The sequence below is a fragment of the Kitasatospora sp. NPDC001261 genome (genome assembly GCF_042896795.1).
Classification (GTDB): domain Bacteria; phylum Actinomycetota; class Actinomycetes; order Streptomycetales; family Streptomycetaceae; genus Kitasatospora.
Genome location: NZ_JBIAXP010000012.1, coordinates 41,972 through 59,452, shown reverse-complemented (window position 1 = coordinate 59,452; position 17,481 = coordinate 41,972). Strand labels below are relative to the sequence as shown.

Sequence of the window (17,481 nt, the reverse complement as noted above, 5' to 3'; positions counted from 1 at the left end):
CCTTCCCTTCGGCTCCGGGGTTCCCCACTGCGCCGGTCGCGGCAGCCGGGGGTCATGACAGCGATCCGGTCTGGGGCCGGTGCTCCGGGTCGTCCCAGAGCAGTCCCAGGCGCAGACCCACGGGGCACCCGCAGGGCCCGCCACCGATCCGCAGTTTCCGCACCACGGACGGCAGCTGACCGAGGTCGAAATCCGGGCTCCCGGTGCCCTCAGCAGTCCAGAGCCAGGCGAGGACGACCGCCAACTCGTCCTCGGCCCGGTTGCAGGCGCAGGCGGAGGCCGGGTTGTGCGCCCCGTCCCTTCCCGTCCGGCGCCACAGGGCGATGGGCAGTCCGGCGTCGAGCAGGACCTCCAGCCGGTCATGCAGAGGGGCGGTGTGCCGGTCGAGCAGTGCGCAGACCGGGTGGCCGTCGGCCCCGAGCCGGTCGGCGAGCCCGCTGTCGATCGGCGTGCTACCGGCGAGCGACAGGACGGCGTCCGACCGGCGGCCTCCGTGCTTGCGGTACCAGGCCCACTTGCGCAGCCAGCGGCGCCCGGACTGGTGGGTGCGCTCCTCGGGGCAGCGGACCACGACCTCGTACGTACAGCCGATCTCGCCCTGGCGGCTGCCGCGAGTCGGCAGGGGCCAACCCTCGAACTCCTCGTCGAGCAGGATCTCGGGGACGTGGAACTCTATGCGCCCCACCTCCGGGCCGGCCGGTGCCTCGAACAGCTGGTGGACCAGTTCCTGCTGGACGGCCGCCAGGGAGACCGGTGCGCCGGATTCCCAGAGCGTCTCGAACCCGTTCCGATAGAGCCACATCCGCGCCAGGAAGGCGTCCTCGGTAGTGGACTCGGTGAGCCGCACGTGCAGCTCGGCCCGCCCCTCGCGCTCGGGCGCGGGAGGAGCGGGGATGGCGTCCGTGCCCAACCGTACGCCGGTGCGTCGGACCCAGTCGGCCAGCCGCTCGGCTTGCTCTCCGTCGCTCTGCCGGGCGGCGAGGTAGCCGACGAAGGCGAGCGGGAGCGGGATCCTGCGGGTGCTGCTTCCTAGCCGCTGGTCTAGGTCGCGCACCACCGCCATCGGCTCGGCGGCGGGTAGCACCGGGCCGGGCGGGACGCAGCCGGCCGCCTCGAAGGCCCAGCAGTAGGCGTTGTAGGCCTCGGGCGGCAGGTCGGGTCCGGCGAGCAGCGAGCGCAACTCCGCCCAGGCCTGCTCGTCGAGCCGGGGCGCGCCGAGCGGCGCTTCCGGCCAACCGGTGTCGAGCAGCGGGTTGCCGTCCCAGCCGGTGATGCGCCACTGGACCTCCTGGTGGACCTCGCCGCCCGTGGCGAGGTCGTCGTGGACCAGTCGGGCGATGTCGGGCAGGCTGCGGATGCTCTCGTCGAGTGTGAGCCCGGTGAGCCGGGCCAGCAGCGCCTCGGTGAGCCGGCCGCCGCCGGCGATGTTCTGTGCGGGCATGCCGGCCCGGGAGGCGTAGAGGGTGAAGGTCCGGCGGCTGCGTACGGGCTTTCCCTCGCCGTAGTCGTTGCGGCCGAAGGTGGAGCGGGTTCCGGTGCGTGGGTCGAGCCTGCAGGCGTCGCCTATCGAGACGATCCGACGGAAGGCCTGGTGGACCTTGTTGGAGTTCCAGAACCGGAGGGCCGAGTCGAGGTCGAGGTGCCGGATGGGAGTGGTGGAGGCATCGGCGAACGGCAGCAGCAACTGGTCCTGGTCGCCGGCGTAGCCGTGGCCGGCCCAGTAGATGAACAGCAGGTCGCCGTCGTGCTTGGGCAGTTCGCGCAGCAGCGCGTCCTCGATGTCGGCGCCGGTGGCGGGGCGGTGGGCGGGCAGGGCGGAGGTGTCGGGCTGCTCCGGGAGGTGGCCCTGAGGGGGCACGGGCAGTGGTGAGAGGAACAGCCGGATGTTGGCCTCGGGTACCCCGGCCGGGCCGGACAACCACTGGGCGACGCGTACGGCGTCCCGGGCAGGGCCGCGCAGGTCCCAGTCGGTGCCCACCCGGTAGGACTCGATGCCCACCACGAGTGCGAAGACGCGCTCGGGCGCCAGGGGTGGGAAGTCCGGCTGTGGCCGGTCGATCACCCGGCGCCTCCCCGGGCCCTGTCCGGCCCGTCCGGCTGAGGAGAGGGACCGGGCGTGTCGGCCAGCGCGGTGGCGATCCGGTCGTAGAGCGCGGGCAGGCCGAAGTAGGCGCTGTGGGAGTAGGGGAACGGCTGTCGGCTGGTCACCTCGTGATCGGTGATCCGCGCGTCGCCGGGGAAGACGGGGCCGGCGCGGTAGCCGAGGAGGTCGTTCGGGTCGTAGATGTTCAGCCACTCGGGAAAGCCGTTCGGCAGGGCGGCGCCGGGTTCCAGACCGTGCAGGGCGCCCAGTTCGTGCAGGTAGGGGGCCTGGGAACCGACCGTCACCAGGAGTCGCAGCCCCTCGGGGACCTCCTGGCGGGAGGCCGCCAGGGCCAGGAGGTCGACCAGCGCGATACCGCCGAGGCTGTGGCCGATGACCACCGTCGGCCCGGGGGAAGCCGCGATCCTCTCGGTCAGGTAGCGGCGGAGCGGACCGCCGCGCGCCTGGTAGCGCAGGATGTCGCCCAGCGCGGGGGTGAGCCCCACCGTCAGGGCGCCGCGGTGACGGTTCAGCAGGTACTGGCCGCCCATGCGCATCCCGAGCTTGCCGAGGACACCGGCGGCCCGGCCCAGGGGACCGCGGGCGGTACCGCCGAGGAGGTCGGCCAGGAGCTCGGCCACACGGTCGCGTTCATCTGCTGTGCACGGCGTGGTGGGACCGGCCGAGATGAGGAGCGCGGCAGCGACCGCGCGGGCGGTCGCCGCAGTCAGCTCGGCGGCGGTCGCGGGATCGACGGCCCGCTCGCACGCCTCGTCGAACTCCGGTGAGTCCGCAACCTGCCGCAGCGCGGTCCGCATATGGGTGGCCAGCCCGATGGACACCAGCAGACCGGACAACTCGCGTGCGGCCGACGCGGCCACGTCGTGGGATGTGCCGTCCACCGATGTTCCGCCAGAAGCTCCGGCCGGGGAAGGGTTCTCCGGTGATCCGGTCAGCGTCCCGTTCGCCAACCCGGCCAACGCGGCGGCCACGGCCGCACCGGGCGAACGGAAACCGGGCGACTCGAACCCCTCGTCCTCGACGGGCAGCTCGGCCAGGACCCGGAGCTCGCAAAGGGGATCGACGTACAGCAGCGTCCAGCTGCCGTCGGATCGACTCACCAGCGTCTCCGGACCCGGCACGACCGGTCCGCCGTATCCCTGTTCCGAAGCGGCGGGGAGGGACGACGGAAGGCCCGGGAACCCCGGGATCGAGGCACCGCCCGCGCCGAGCGTCGCACCGTGGTCGTCGCCCCAGTAACAGGGCATCATCTCGGCATCCGGGAACCGGGCCAGGAGTTCACGGCAGACCCGCCCGAACAGCGGGTCGTAACCGTCCCGTCGTACGCCGGTGCCGTGCACGAACAGGAACCGCATGCCACCCCCACGCCTACCCACATCCCGTGTCCGGACAGCACCCTAGCGCTGCGTGAGGCGTTGAGCGCAGGATCCGGGCGAATGCCTACCGTCCCAGGGGCTCGGCAGCATGCCCTCGGTTTGGGCTGGTGCGAGAAGCACCTGAGCGCTGCAGGACGACCACCTCGTATCCGGCTCCGACGACGAGCTCACCGCCTGGGGCGAAGGCGACAGCGGCGGGACGCACTGGCATCTGGACCTCATGAAGGAGCGCGCCGTGGGCAAGGTCCCAGATACAGACGGAGCGATAGCCGGCGGTGACGGCCACCGGCGTCCCGTCCAACAGGCCGAACTCCACATCGGACACCCAGCCGCCACCGAGCCGGTGACGCAGTTGTCGGGTCCGCAGATCCCACACCTGGGCACCGTTGGTCGCCGTAGCTGCCAGGACCACAGGGTTACGTCCGTCAGAGCCGCAAGCCAGGGCGTTGACCTGGTCTGAAAGGCCTTCCAAGTCACCTGTCTTGGTCTGGTCGGTGAGATTCCAGAGCGCTGTCCGCCGCTCGCTGGGCTGGCGCGAGTACCCCGAGACGACTGCCAAGGGTTGTCCGTCCACGAGAGCCCATGCCAGGGCGGACGTACCTTGGGTGCCCTCGAAGGTTCCAGCAGCCCCTAGGGTCTCCAGATGCCATATGTGCGTCCGCTCGTTTTCGAATTTCCCCTGTGCGACCAGGGCGATCGGACCGTTGTCGAGGTATCCGCAGGCCAGCGGTGCCGAATAGCTCGCCTCGGTTCTGCCGGTCTCCGAGCCATCCGTGAGGTTCCACATCCGGATGGTCCTGTCATGTCCGCCGGTCACGGCGGTCGGTGTGCCGGAGACTGCTGTGCAGGCCACCTGCCCCACCCAGTGGGTATGACCCGCCAATAGTTGTAGCAACTTTCCGGAGGCTACATCCCAGACCCGTGCCGTGTGGTCCTTGCTCGCCGACACGGCGACAGCGGCTCCGCCCACTACCGTGCACGCGACGGACGACACCTGGCTGGAGTGACCCACGGGCTCGGTGGCCTCGGCCTGCTCGTCCAGACTCCACAGACGGACGGACCCGCTGACGCTGGAGCTGGCGGCTACAGGCTCGCCGTTCACACTTGTGATCACGATGGAGGTCACCCAGTCCGTATGGCCGTTGAGCCGGGCAAGTAGTTGGCCATGCTGTTGATCCCTCAGTTCCATTGAGCCGTCCCCGTAGCCCACCACCATGACTGCGCGGTCGTTGAGTTTGGTGAACGCGAGAGCCGTGATCCAGCCCTCGCCGACACGGTAGGAGGAGACGATGGTGTTCGTGATGGGGTCGCGGAACTGAAGCCTTCCATCCTGATAACCATGGACCACGAGCTCGCGGTCGTCTTGGTCAACGCTCGCCGTCGTCATGCAGGCCTCGGAATCGTGGAGGTGATCCGACTTCCCTGTCTCCAGGTTCCACCACAGCAATGGACCGGAGTACAAGCCGACAGTGGCGGTAACCACCACCCGTGTCTCCGGAGAGAGGAGCGCGAGACGGTGGTAAGAGCCCTTCGGCGGGGGCGGAAGGGTCCGACGAACCTCACCGGACATCAACTCCCGAGCCCAGGCCGAGCCGTCCGGGGCGCAGCCGACGATCAGTGACTCGCCGTGGACCCGGGCGCAGGCCAGGCCTGCCACAACGCTCCTCGCCCCTCGTCGATCGGCCCTGCGGGCGGTCTCGGCCTCGCTCTGCACCACGAATCTCCGGAGTTCGGTGGTGCGTGCGAGGTCCCAGACGCGCACGGTTCCGTCGTCGGATGCGGTCACGACGAGCGTGGTGCCGTCTACGTCGATGCAGTCCATTGCCGACACCCTGCCGGTGTGTCCGTCCAAGGTGGCGATGCAGGCCTGTTGCGCGGGGTCCCAGATCTGCACCAGCCCACTGCGCTGTGGGCTGAGCACGACCGGCGTTCCGTTCATCTCCGTGGCGACCAGAGGGTGGTCGGACCACGAGCTCAGCTCGGCCCGGAACAGGCTGCTCGTCTGTGACCCGGTCGCCCACCGCGGCGCCCACTCCAGTCTCCGCCCCAGCCTCTTCCGGTGGTCCTCCAGCTGGTAGCGGGCCGCGTCCACAGCGAGCACCTGGGCCCGTTCGTGGACGCAGAGATCACGGTGGAGGTGGACCGAGGTCCGGTACATCGCGCAGATGCGCCCGGCCTCTCCACCCGGCACGCCGTCCATGGCGGCCAGCAGCCCGTCGGGCTCCGCGTGCACCAGGAACCACGGGTCCCGCAGCAGGTGTTCGAGGTCCCCCGAGGCCGCCGAGTGGCCCGCCAGGTGGGCGTGGACGTAGGGGTGCGCGCGCTCCCAGTCCGGGCCGTCGCTGTCGGCCCGCGGCGGGACGGAGGCGAGCAGTTCCGCGGTCATCCGGCGCTGGTCCTCGCGGCTGCGGCGCGGATCGCGCAGGTGCTCGGCCAGCGCCTCGTGGTACAGCCGGAACACCGACCGGTCCTCGCCGGCCCGGGCCTCCACCACGTACGCGCCCGCCTGCCGCAGCAGCCAGTCCACGTCGTCGTTGGTGCACTTCTCGCCCGACAGGGCCGCCGCCAGCGGGGCCCACAGGGAGTCCCACGGGAGGCCGGAGCCCTCCGCGTAGGCCAGGGGGCGCAGCAGCCGTCGGACCCGGTCCTCGTGCTCGCCGTAGCGGGCGAGGTAGTCGTCGAAGGCTTGTCCGACCTCGGAGGGCAGTTCCTCCTCCCAGCCCGGCCGGGTCAGGTCGGGGGTCAGGTGTCCGTGGAGCAGGGCCCGTACGGTCATCCGGGCGACGAGGAAGGAGCGTCCGGCACGTCGGGCCACCGCGGCGGCCAGGGCCTCGCGCTCCGGTGTCGTCAGGTCGCCGGGTTTCTCGGCCAGTGCGCGTCGTACGTACTGTTCGATGTCGTGGCGGCCGGTGTACGCCTCGCGGTCCAGGTCGACGACCTCCACGGCCCGGCCGAGTTCGGGGATCATCGTGCGGCGGGTGCCGATCAGCAGGCGCAGGTTGTGCAGGGTGGACATCGGGCGGAGCAGTTCGCGGGCGATGCGCTGGGGTTCCCGCCCGCCGACGCCGGTACCGGCTTCCTCCAGTGCGTCGATCAGCACGGTCCGCAGGGGGCCGTCGTACTCGGCGAGTCTCGCGAGCAGGTGCGGCGGGCCGTCCGCCTCCACCCCCAGTGCGGCGGCGAGCCGTGCGGTGAGCTTCTCCAGGGTGGTGCCGTGTGCGTGCACGGACACCGTCACCGATCCGGGCGGCGGCAGCAGGTGTGCAGGGGCTTCCGGATGGCCGGGGCGGGCCAGGGCGAGCAGCCGGCCCAGGACGGCCGACTTGCCGGAGCCCGGGTCCCCGGTCACCACGCGCGCCCGGGCGTCGTGGACAGGGTCGCGCAGCCAGCCCGCCAGCGTGGCCAGGGCCTGCCGGCGTCCGGTGAACCAGTCGCCCGGCTCGCTCGCGTACTCCACGCCGCGGCCCCGCGGACCGAAGTGCGCGGTCCACTCCCGCTGCGACTCCACGTCCATCGCCTCGTCGGGCAGGCCGGGCCGGTAGTTCGGGTTGGGCAGGAACGGCGGGACCGCCCGGCCGGACACCGCGTGGTAGTTGGCGCACTGGTCCGGGCGGTGCTCCCTGAGGTGGCCGTTGATCTGGTCGGTCACGGTCGGGATGTCCAGGTACCGCTGCCGCATCCCCGCCGTGCTCGCGCGTACCGCGGTCTCCAGGGCCGACACGAAGGCGTGGTCGTACGCGAGCTCACGGGAGCGGGCGGAGGCCACCAGCCACAGGCCGTCGGCTTCCGGGGGCCGGTTGTCCACCAGGTGGCCGGTGACGCCCGTGATCTCGGCCGCGCCCAGTTCGGAGTAGCAGGTGTCGAGCAGCAGCAGGACGTGCCCGACCCGGGTGTCGGCCAGCAGGTCGGCGAGTTCGCGGGAGCCGAGGGTGGTGCTCCGGCGGTTGTGGCGGCTGTTGCGGAAGGTGACGCGGTGGGAGTGGTCGTCCCGCAGGCCGTGTCCCGCGTAGTACACGACGAGCACGTCCTGCTCGCACCGCTCGTCCGCCTTGAGCCAGTCCTCCAGGTCCGCGCGCAGCTGCTGGGCATCGGGCGCGCCGGCCAGGTGCGGGAGGATCTCCCGGTACCCGAGGGAGGTGAAGAGGGCGTTGACCCGGCGCAGGTCCTCGGGCACGCCGGGCAGGTCCTCGAGCACCGGGTCGACGGGGAACGTGTCGGCGCCGAAGGCGAGGACATACCGGTTGAGCCCGTCCGCCGCGCCCGTGGCAGGAGCACCCGTCGTCGGGCCGTGCGTCACCGGGCCAGTCCCGCGGCGATCGCCGTCCCGGTCTCCACCGCCGTCAGATAGGCGCGCATGCTGTGCATCTCGGAGCCGTTGTCCACCGGAACGTCCACGACCTCCGAGCCGAACCGGGGCGCGAGTTCGCGGACGACGGCGACCAGGTCGCACCTGTCGGCGATGTTGGTCCACTGCTTGACGGGGGCCGGCCAGACCCCCGTGCCGTCCTGCCGCGGGGCCGGCTGCAGGCGGTCGAAGACCAGCCCGGCCAGGCCCAGCGGGGAGCCGAGCGTGACCAGCGTCAGCGGCGGCCGCTCCGGAGGGAGGCCGCACAGTACCTCGTAGGCGACCACCGAGCCGAGCGAGTGCCCCACGACCACCTCGGTGTCCGGCGTGATCAGCTCCTCGACCCGGGCCCGTACGGCGGCACGCAACGCGGGCTCGGTGAAGTACCGGCGCACCTGCTTGAGGTCCGAGACGAGCACCCGGTCGGAAACGGGGCCGAAGTATCGGGTGCGGGTGAGGGCGTGCAGGGCACGGCGGACCCGCTCCACGGCCAGGGGGCGGGAGGCGAGGCGGCCGACCGCGCCGCGGGCGGCGGGAGCGGCACCCGTCCCGTCCGGGGCACCGGCGTCCGGTCCGGGAACACCGGGATCGAGCCGGGCGGCCTCCCGCCACCAGGCCTCCAGCAACTCGGTCTCGAATCCCGGCTCGACGTCCTCCGCCCGGTAGTACGGCTCGCCGCGGGTCCCGGCCTGCCGGTAGAGGTCTCCGTACCCGGCGCAGACGATGTCGCCGTCCGCCAGGTGTCCGAGCGCGGGGTCCCTACGCAGCGCGAGGCCGACCCCGCCGCGCAGCGCCGGCTCCACCTCCGCCAACAGGGTCTCGGCGGTGTCGAGTTGCCGCCCCACCCCGTGCACCACGACAACCCGGCTCATGGCCCCCCTCAAACGCGTCCCCGTGTTCCTGCCGCGAGCATAGTCCGGGGCCGGACCTCGGGAGTCTCCCTTCCTCCTCGGGGCGTCGGACGGGCGGCTCTGCACTGCTGCGCCTCCGGTCGGGCGGGGCGAGTACGGTCCCCACCTCAACCCCGCGACCGATGACACGCTGGGGGGCGTGTTGGCATGACTCCTCACCAGCGTGGTCACGAGTCCCTATGAGGACGGTGACCGACACCAGGCACACGCGCGGTTCCGGAATCCGAGGCAGGTCAGGCGGGCGCGGTCGGCTCCGCCCGGGTGAGTGCAACCCACTGGCTCACCTCGTCGGCGTAGCCGCCTGAGGCCGTTGCCTCCGCGACGGCCGCGACGGCCTCGGGCGCCGGCGCACCATTGCGGAAGAGCAGGGCGAGCGGCCAGGACGGAGCGCTCGGCTGCCCGCCGTCGAACGCGTTCCAGCACCACGGAGCGTCGAACCGCCACGCGCGCCCGTCGCGGTCGACGACCTCGTCGCCGGCTTCCAGGAACGCGAAAGGGCGGAAGAGCAGTTCGAGCTGGAACGGCACACCACCGACCGGGTCGATCTCGTACCCCTGCTCCTCGAGCCCGGCGTCATAGGACTCGCCCTGCCCCAGGACGTGGAGGTAGGTCGCGGGCCGCGGCAGCCAGCCCGTCTCCAGGGGCGGATCGAAATGGCGGACCGCCAGGACGTGCACCACGGTCGCGGGGATCCCCACCCGGCACCTGTCGCCGACCTTCACCGTGTCCACCGCCGGCACCGTCCGGAAGAACTCGTTCCTCCAGTCGTCGTCCGTCGGCGTCGGAAGAGCCACGTCGCCGTTCCATTCGATCCCGTCCGCCGCAGTGTCGATCTCCCACCATGGCCAGCGCACCGAGACGTGGGACCGGAAGACCCCAGTGACCGTGACCTCGGTAAACGGACATGCCATCCTCAACACGTCGCCCGAACGGTAGCCCTCGGCTTCAAAGGTCTGGCTGCTCATGTGTCCCAAGGTGTCCTCGGGCCTCGGCACCGTCAAGAGCTGACGAACATGTCTACGAGCCGTCCTTGTTCAATGAGCGGATCTGCTGCACCTTGTCTGCGGCCCGTCGGCCGAACAGCACGACTGCCGAGATCAGTACCCCCGCGCCCACCGTCTGGACCTGTACACCCCCTGTCAGACCCACGGCTTCGGCTGTCCAAGCCAAAGCGGGTGGGGTCACCGCGAGGACGGCCAGCCGCAGAGTCTCGAGCTCGTCGGATGGTTTGACGCCTTCGAGGTCGGACTCCGGTAGCAGGGCGCCCAAGCGGCCTTCCACGTACGCCTCGGCGATGCAGTGCAGTTTGGCCGCCAAGTCACACCGCGCGAGTTCTGGATACGTATCCAGGCTCGCCTCGGCTTTCCGGAGGGCGGAGACCACCTTGCCGGCGTGCCCTTTGAGCGCAGCCTGGCGGTGCGAGCGGCGGGGAACCGTTCCGCGCCGCAGGCGGGCGCGCCGAACGGCCCGCTCACTGCTACGCAGCAGCCGTGGCAGATCTCCGGCCCGATCAGGCGACTCACACGCCGCCAGCGCCTTCAGAAGCGGCTCGAGTGTCCGGTAGTGGTTCCACTTGCTGTCTGTCAGTGCCTTGGCCGCCTCGTGCGCGCACCACATGGCGGCCCGCAGTGCGACGAAGAGCATGCTGTAGAGGATCGATGCCGCCAGCATCGCGAAGATCGTGCTCTGGAGCGCGAGCAGCTGCTCGATGACGTGCGTTCGCTTCACGACCTTGACTTCGAGGCCGAACACGGCGAAGCCGACCAACGCGCTCGCAAACACGGAGAAGCTGAATACCGGAAGCACCGCGTGGGCGGAGCGAACCTCCATCCGCAGCGCGGTCGATATCCGCCGTCCGGATGCCACCGCGTTGAGTGCGCCCTGCGCTTCTCTGGTGAGCTTGCGCGCGGCCGGCCCTCCGGGTGCCGTGGTCGCTAACCGCCACCAGTGTCCCAGGCGTTGCCGCGCCGAGGCTGCTTCCGTTCCCGACACGTCGCCCTCCTCCGACACGGACCCCGGGTAGGCAGCGCGATCACACCGGCAGGTGCCAGACGGGTCCGTCCTCGTTGCCGAGCCAGACCCGTTGTCCGTCGCCGTCAACGGTGATGCCGAACCGCTCCTGGTGCGGTGCGCCCGCCGCCTGCCAGGTCTCGACCGCGTCCTCGACCTGGTCCCACAGGCGCAGCGGGCCGCGCTGGGTGACGGTCCATCCGCCGTGGCCATCGGGTTGGGTGCGGGCTTGGGAGCCGGTGGCGTGGTCGATGAGGATCTGCTGGTCGCCGGCGTCGATGCGTTCGGCGGAGGGGGCGGCGAGTTGGGCGACCCAGGTGCCGGTCCAGGTGGTGATGGTGGCGGGGTCGACGCGGGTGGGGCGTTGGTCGCCGGGCAGCAGGGTGGGGTTCTGGCGCGGGAGGCGGTCGTGGGGGCGGGCGATCATGAAGCTGGTCCAGCCGGGCAGGAAGCGGCCGGTTGCCTCGCCGGGGTCGGTGACGGTCAGTAGGGCGAGGGCGTAGCCGTACTGCCAGCCGGAGAAGGTGACGAGGATCTTTCCGCCGGGCCTGACCTGGTGCAGCCAGGGGTAGGGCAGGGTGCGCACCGCGCAGGTGGCGATGAGCCGGTCGTACGGTGCGGCGGGCTTGTGGCCGGCGAGGCCGTCGCCGATGGCCAGGTGCGGGGTGTAGCCGGCGGCTTTGAGGGAGGTGGCGGCGCGTTCGGCGAGGTTGGGGTCGACTTCGATGCTGACGATGTTCTCGTCGCCGAGGCGGTGGGCGCCGAGTGCGGTGGAGTAGCCGGTGCCGGTGCCGATCTCCAGGACGCGGTGGCCGTCGTGCACGTCGAGTTGCTGCCACATGCGCAGGACCAGGGAGGGCAGGGTGGACGACGAGGACGGGGATCCGGCGACCGGTTGGTCGGTGTCGGCGGGGTGGACGCGGCCGTCGAGCTGGGTGACGAGGGTCTGGTTGGTGTAGACGGCCTCCAGCCAGCCGTCGCCGTTCTCACGGACCGGTTCCCAGGAGGTGGGGAAGGAACCGGGGACTTCGCGGAAGTAGTCGCCGACGAAGGCCTCGCGCGGTACGGCCGCCGCGGCGGCGCGCCAGAGCGGGTCGGTGAGGCCTTCGTCGGCGGTGAGCTGCCGGACGAGGGCTGCGCGCAGGTCCGCGGCGGCTGCGGTGGTGGTCATACGGCAGGGCCCTTCTGGAGCTGGTCGGCTATCGCCGTGGCGATGGCACCGGTGGTCGGAGGCGGGAAGAACGCCCACTGCCCGTTGGCGTTGCACTCCAGGAACACCCAGCGGCCGTCGGTGGTGACGGCGAAGTCGAAGGCGCCGTAGACGAGCCGGAAGTGCTCCAGGTAGCGGGCCACGGACCGGCGCACGGGGGGTGGGACGTCGATCGGGGTGTGGGTGACCAGGTCCTGGCGGCGGCGCCAGTCCAGGTCGGGGCTGTCGATGCGGACGGCGAAGAGCTCGCGGCCCACCGCGGTCAGCCGTACGTCGTGGTCCTTGGCCAGGCGTGCCTGGAACAGGTGCGGGCAGGCGGCGACGGCGTCGGTGATCTCGTCCGGGGAGACCTCGGCGACCCAGGCCTGCACCGGCCGGCCGTCCTCATCCGTGTAGGGGGAGTTCCACAATGGCTTGTAGACCGCCCCGCCGGGCTGCTCGGCGCAGAAGGCGCGCGCCTGCTCGGGATCGGTGGTGACGATCGTGTCGGGGACGGCGAAGCCGGCCGCGAGCGCGGCGTCGAGCTGGGCGGGCTTGTGCTCGGCGGCCCGGATCCGCCAGGGGTGGTTCACGTAGCGGGCGCCGGGCAGCGAGGCGAGGACGCCACCGACTCCCCACTGGGCCTGGGCGCGGGCGAAGTCGGCGTCCTGTCCGTCCATACCGGCCGGTGTGGCCCAGCCCGAGGGACGCCGGTACCAGACCGCGCGGACCCGGTCGAGGTCGAGGGCGCGGCTGGCGGTGGCGAGGGTGCCGCGTCGGCCGGCCGCGCCGTAGCGGGCGGTCAGCACGGCGCCCTGGTGGAGGTCGGCGCCGGGATCCGCGCGCACGACCGGCACCTGCCGTTCGGCCAGGATCCGTAGCACGATGTCGGCCGTCGGGTCGTAGGCGCAGGTCAGCACCAGGACCGCCGCCTGCCGGTCACCCGCCACGGTTCAGCTCTGGTCCTGGTCGTTGGACGTCACGGTGTCGACGTCGGTCGGCTGGGCCTGGCCACCGCTCTGCCCGTCCCCGCCACCGCCGCCGGTGCTCGTCGGGCCGGTCTGGTCCGTGCTGGTCCCGTGCTTGCCCAGCTCGACGGTGCGGCCCTGCTCGTCGTGGAAGACCGCGACCTGGGTGTCCGGGTCGATGACCGGTGTCAGGGCGGGCCAGGGCGGCGTGTCGGAGTACGGGCGCATCCGGGTGGTGCCCCACGGGGCGGTGACGGCGTTGGGCATCCTGATCTCTCCTGCACCTGATACGTGACGCTGGCGATGCGATTGGTGACCATCGGTCATCATGCCGGTCGGCGGGACCCGCTGGGTGGCGTTTTGCCGAACTGCCCTTCAGAGACGCCCCGGGCATGCCCCTGGGGGCGGCGATGGGCAGAGGGCGAGGACGGGTGTGCCAAGGAGTTCGAGCGGCCGACTGCTATGCGGCCGGCCAGCCGTGGTGCGCCAGGCCGCCGGGGTCGGTGAGGGTGTCGTGGATGCCGGCGGCGGGGTAGCGGATGAGGTCGTCGGGCAGGTCGTCCTCGGCGAACCAGCGCAGGTCCAGGCACTTCTCCGGTTCGCGGTTGACGGGCTCCCCCTCCCACGCGGTGGCGAGGCAGAACAGTCCGAGGTGCAGGGTCGCCGGGTCCTGGTGGTGCCGGCGGTGCGGCGGGGGCGGAGGTCGGTGTCGAGCTGGTGGAGGCGGTCGGCGGCGAGGGCCAGGGCGAGGGCGCGGCCGCGCATCGTCGCGGCGGCGGTGCGTACGGCCTGGCCGTAGGGGGTGGCGGAGGGGCCGGTGGCGGTGTGGACGGTGTGTCCGGCCGCCCGCAGGGCGCGGGCGGTGGCGGCGACGGCGGTGGACTTGCCCAGGCCGCTGGGCCCGTCCACGGTGAGCAGCAGGCCGTTCACGCGGTCACCTCCCGGCGGGCCGCGGTGGTGCGCCCCACTACGTGCGAAGACGGTGTCGCCGAGTTTCAGCAGCACCTGGATGCTTGACTCTGGACGGTTGTCGGATACTGCCCGCGCGGGGGTGGACGCCGCGTCCGGGTGCGTGCCGCGTACGGTCAGCTCATGCACGAACAGCGAGACCAGGGGCAGGTCGACGGCGAGGAGAACCGCGGGCACACCGCGCCTGCCGATGTCACCGACGCGAGCGCCAAGGCCGATGCGGTGGTATTCGTCTGCGCGACGTGTGGTGTCCCACTGACGGGGCCGCTCACACGGCTGCCGGCGGTTCCCGAGGCACCGTTTTACGCTTGGTGGGACGCCGACGAACCCGGTCCATCGCCGGCGACCGTGCCGTCAGGCCACTATGCGGTCGAGACCGAGCCGTACGGCGCGCCCCTGGTCGTCGCCGACGTGCCCGGCCCGGTAATGCCGCGCCACGGCGTCCACTACAACGCGGACGGCAAGCCGCTGGTGTCGAAGGGCCCCCGAGGCAACTTCGTCATCAACCCGGACGACGCCCGCGGCCTCGAATTGCGGCACGCGTCCGCCGCCTGCTGCGGAGCGACCCCGAACGGCGGCATGAACCAGCGGTGCGCCTGTGGAACCCTTGTGGCGACCCTTTGCTCCGACTGCTGCCTGCCGTACGAACTTCACCTGTCAGCCGATCACGTCCGCGCCGTTCACACCTGAGGCCGACCCCCGCCTCTGCGCGGCCATCGTCGACCGCCCCACCTTCAACAGCACCGTCATCGAGACCGGCACCGACTCCTACCGCCTCGCCAGCACCCGCGCCCGAGCCGAACAGCAGCAGGCGGTCGGCTAACCCCGCTCCCACCTGGTCAGGCCCCCGGCCCACCTTGACGGACGTGTGCGGCAGGATGACGCCATGCCCCAGCAGACATTGCCCCCGTCGGAGTCATGGCGCCGGATCGATTCGTGGCTGGCGACGCACACTCCCTCCGGCCTGGCGTTGCTGAACCCGCCAGCAACACCCAGCGAACTTCAGGACGCCGAACAGACCCTCGGCATCCCGTTGCCCGGCGATCTCGCTGATTCCCTGCGGTGCCACAACGGGCTGAGCACCTGGGCGACCGTCCTGCCCGAGCAGTCTCCTCTGTCGGTGAGCGGCATCGTGGACCGCTGGCAGACCTGCATGGACATCGCGACCGAGAACGACGGTCTGACCACCCGCCCCTGGGACGACGAACCCTGGTGGCACCCGTTCTGGGTGCCCTGGGCCGAGAGCTCCGACGGCGGGGCACAGGTGATCGACCAGCGTCCCGGCCCGGACGAGGGGCGACTCGGCTGGGCCGGCCACGGCGGCGGGGGCGACTTCACCGACTCCTGGCCCGGCCTGGCAGCACTACTTCACGCCGTCGCGCGAGCGTTCCACGGCGGTGGAGGTGTCCGCGGACTGCACCCTTACCTCACCGCACAGGGCGAGCTGTGGTGGGACGAGGAGAACTGCCACGAGCTGGAAGGTCAGCCGCTGACACCCGCCCCGATCGGGCTGTCCTGACTGTTAGTCACAGACTCGAACCCACCCCCACTGCTCTTACTTCTCACCGACACCGAGACGCGGTCACAGCACCTTGCGCTGCCAGCTCTCACCAACAATCGCTCTTCGTTCTCACCTACGCAGCCAAGCCGAGGATGAAGTACCCCTTCACGCCGATGCCCTTCTCCAGCAGGCGGCGGGCGACGGCGAGGGTCATCGCGGGGGTGATCCGCTTGTCCATGGCCTCCAGGACCCGGGTGGAGCCGGATTCGATGCCGAGTGCGACCTCGCGCAGTCCGTTGGCGCGCAGCCGCTCCAGCATGGTTTCGCTCTCGCGGTCGAGGACGTTGATGCGGCCGGTGGCGTCCCACACGTTCGTCTCGCCGACGCGTTCGGCGGCGAAGGCGTCCAGGGCGGGGCGGATGACGCGGCGGGCGCCGAGGAAGAGGTCGTCCACCGCGCGGAAGGCGGTGCAGCCGAGGTCGGCGTGGAGCCGGTGCATCTCGGCGACGATGTTCTCGGGGGTGCGGGTGTGGGTGCGGATGCTGATCTCGGGGTTCATGGAGGCGGCGCCGCAGAACCCGCATTCGTAGGGGCAGCCGCGCGAGCAGACCAGGTTGGCCTCGATGCGGCCGTCGGCCGCCTGGTGCGGGTCCTGGGTGAGGAAGCGGCGGTCGAGGGTGAGAGCGTTGATGTCGGGGGCGAGCCAGCGGGCGGTGTCGCCGCGTTGCGGGATGCCGCAGGCGATGGTGCCGAGCAGGCGGTCGCGCCACATCACCTTCGGCAGTTCGCGGCGCCGGTCGAGGTCGCCGAGCAGGGCGGTGACCCGGGTCTCGCCCTCGCCGATCACCAGGGCCTCCAGGCGGACGAAGCGTGGGTCGTCCAGGACGCGCCGCGGGTCGGCCTTGGCGTGGTGGCCGCCGGCCATCAGCGCGATCGCCGGGTCCAGGGCGGCGGCGATCCGCGCCGTCAGTTCGTAGGTCGGGGCGAGGAGGTTGAACGCGGCCCAGCGCGGCCGCAGCGCGTTGACGGTGTCGATGGTGCGCCGGATGCCGAGTCCGTGGGCCTCGGCATCCAGGATCCCGACGTTGAAGCCGTGCGCGGCGGCGTGGGTGGCGATGTAGCCCATGCCGAGGACCGGCAGTGTGTAGTCGTTGACGCGCGGGCGCAGGCCGTAGTCGCGCAGCGGGGCGTTGACGAACAGGCAGTCGAGGGAGCGGTGCGGGTCGGCTCCGGCGACCAGGTCACGGGCGGTGCGGGTCTGTTCCTCCGAGCTGATCGGTGCGGGCATGGGCCCCCCAGGTGAGTGTCGACAGGGTGAGGGTGTGCAGGTGGCGCGGCTCGTGGCCGGCCAGGTGGTGCCAGTGCGCGCCGAACAGGGCCTCGGTCCTCTTCGGCTTGTCGGCGGCGGGCCAGGGGTGGTCGGGGGCGATGCGGGCGGCCCAGGTGCGGACCGCGAGGTCGGCGTGCGGGTACACGGAGAAGTCGCCGGTGAAGTCGGCGGCGGCCGCGGCCGCCGTCCAGGGCCCGATCCGCGGCACGGTGACGAGCGCGGCGGCCAGGGCCGGGGCGTCGAGCTGCTCCCAGCGGGTGCGGTGCTCCTGGTAGGCGCGGGCGGCCGCGCGCAGGGCGGTGCGGTGGAACATGGTGCCGACGGCGGCGAACTGCTCGTCGGTCAGGGCGAGGACGGTTTCGGGCGTCGGTGCGGTGTGGAGGGCTGGGTCGGTGCCCGGCAGAGCGGTGCCGTGGGTCGCGCACCAGCCGCGGTAGAGGCGGCGGGCCTGGTCGGCGCGGACGACCTGGCGCAGGACGGCGGTGGTGATCGCGTCCCACAGCCACGGGTTGGCCACGCGCACGCTTGGCCCGAGGCCGCGCAGGCCGGTGAGGAGGGCGGCCGGGACGGTGCCGGGCAGCGACGCCGGGTCGGTGGTGACGAGGGCGGGCTTGGTGTCCTCCGTGCCGTCCACGCAGGCCAGGTCGAGGCCGTCGGGGGTGAGGGTGGCCAGCCAGCGGCCGTCGGCGGTGCGCAGGGGGCGCTGCCGGTGGCCGGTGGTGGTGTTCTCCTGCCAGGCGGGGTGGTCGGTCGTCAGGACGGTGTGCACGGGACGCTC

Annotated in this window: 13 protein-coding genes and 1 pseudogene; 3 read left to right on the top strand and 11 right to left on the bottom strand. The window is 71.8% G+C overall.

The features are described from left to right. Positions 1 to 52: 52 nt before the first annotated feature. The 9 genes from ACFY4B_RS17625 to tgmA all read right to left on the bottom strand — a co-directional run bounded on the left by ACFY4B_RS17625 (position 53) and on the right by tgmA (position 13,170). The gene (locus ACFY4B_RS17625; protein WP_387968602.1) at positions 53 to 2,062 is read right to left on the bottom strand and encodes a hypothetical protein; all 2,010 of its coding nucleotides are present in this window, start codon (positions 2,060 to 2,062) and stop codon (positions 53 to 55) included. Continuing rightward, positions 2,059 to 3,459, bottom strand: coding sequence for a hypothetical protein (locus ACFY4B_RS17620; protein ID WP_387968600.1), 1,401 nt, complete (start codon positions 3,457 to 3,459; stop codon positions 2,059 to 2,061). The genes ACFY4B_RS17625 and ACFY4B_RS17620 overlap by 4 nt, the downstream gene beginning before the upstream one ends. An 85-nt stretch (positions 3,460 to 3,544) precedes the next feature. Then, positions 3,545 to 7,777 (bottom strand): caspase family protein, encoded by a 4,233-nt coding sequence (locus ACFY4B_RS17615; protein WP_387968598.1) that lies wholly within the window; start codon positions 7,775 to 7,777, stop codon positions 3,545 to 3,547. Beyond that, on the bottom strand, positions 7,774 to 8,697 hold the full coding sequence (locus ACFY4B_RS17610) for a hypothetical protein (protein WP_387968596.1): 924 nt from the start codon (positions 8,695 to 8,697) through the stop codon (positions 7,774 to 7,776). The genes ACFY4B_RS17615 and ACFY4B_RS17610 overlap by 4 nt, the downstream gene beginning before the upstream one ends. Before the next feature lie 272 nt (positions 8,698 to 8,969). Then, the gene (locus tag ACFY4B_RS17605) at positions 8,970 to 9,701 is read right to left on the bottom strand and encodes a hypothetical protein (RefSeq protein WP_387968594.1); all 732 of its coding nucleotides are present in this window, start codon (positions 9,699 to 9,701) and stop codon (positions 8,970 to 8,972) included. 52 nt (positions 9,702 to 9,753) lie between these two features. Then, on the bottom strand, positions 9,754 to 10,728 hold the full coding sequence (locus ACFY4B_RS17600; protein WP_387968592.1) for a hypothetical protein: 975 nt from the start codon (positions 10,726 to 10,728) through the stop codon (positions 9,754 to 9,756). Positions 10,729 to 10,768: 40 nt separating this feature from the next. After that, the gene (gene tgmC / locus ACFY4B_RS17595) at positions 10,769 to 11,917 is read right to left on the bottom strand and encodes an ATP-grasp peptide maturase system methyltransferase (RefSeq protein ID WP_387968590.1); all 1,149 of its coding nucleotides are present in this window, start codon (positions 11,915 to 11,917) and stop codon (positions 10,769 to 10,771) included. Beyond that, complete coding sequence (gene tgmB, locus ACFY4B_RS17590; RefSeq protein WP_387968588.1) at positions 11,914 to 12,885, bottom strand: ATP-grasp ribosomal peptide maturase; 972 nt, start codon at positions 12,883 to 12,885, stop codon at positions 11,914 to 11,916. The genes tgmC and tgmB overlap by 4 nt, the downstream gene beginning before the upstream one ends. A 3-nt stretch (positions 12,886 to 12,888) precedes the next feature. Continuing rightward, on the bottom strand, positions 12,889 to 13,170 hold the full coding sequence (tgmA, locus tag ACFY4B_RS17585) for a putative ATP-grasp-modified RiPP (protein WP_375876868.1): 282 nt from the start codon (positions 13,168 to 13,170) through the stop codon (positions 12,889 to 12,891). An 825-nt stretch (positions 13,171 to 13,995) separates the two neighbouring features. On the opposite strand from tgmA, the gene ACFY4B_RS17580 reads away from it, so the two are divergent. The 3 genes and pseudogenes from ACFY4B_RS17580 to ACFY4B_RS17570 all read left to right on the top strand — a co-directional run bounded on the left by ACFY4B_RS17580 (position 13,996) and on the right by ACFY4B_RS17570 (position 15,391). Then, a complete protein-coding gene (locus tag ACFY4B_RS17580) occupies positions 13,996 to 14,562 on the top strand; it encodes a hypothetical protein (protein ID WP_387968586.1) in 567 nt (188 codons plus the stop codon). A gap of 4 nt (positions 14,563 to 14,566) precedes the next feature. Next, positions 14,567 to 14,695, top strand: a pseudogene (locus ACFY4B_RS17575) (AAA family ATPase); the annotation flags it as partial. A gap of 63 nt (positions 14,696 to 14,758) precedes the next feature. Beyond that, a complete protein-coding gene (locus tag ACFY4B_RS17570) occupies positions 14,759 to 15,391 on the top strand; it encodes an SMI1/KNR4 family protein (protein ID WP_387968584.1) in 633 nt (210 codons plus the stop codon). Between the two features lie 115 nt (positions 15,392 to 15,506). Here the strand turns inward: ACFY4B_RS17570 and ACFY4B_RS17565 are convergent, their stop codons facing one another. Continuing rightward, entirely contained in the window at positions 15,507 to 16,661 is a 1,155-nt protein-coding gene (locus ACFY4B_RS17565) for a B12-binding domain-containing radical SAM protein (RefSeq protein WP_387968582.1), read from the bottom strand. After that, positions 16,615 to 17,472, bottom strand: coding sequence for a hypothetical protein (locus tag ACFY4B_RS17560; protein ID WP_387968580.1), 858 nt, complete (start codon positions 17,470 to 17,472; stop codon positions 16,615 to 16,617). The genes ACFY4B_RS17565 and ACFY4B_RS17560 overlap by 47 nt, the downstream gene beginning before the upstream one ends. Between the last annotated feature and the right edge of the window lie 9 nt (positions 17,473 to 17,481).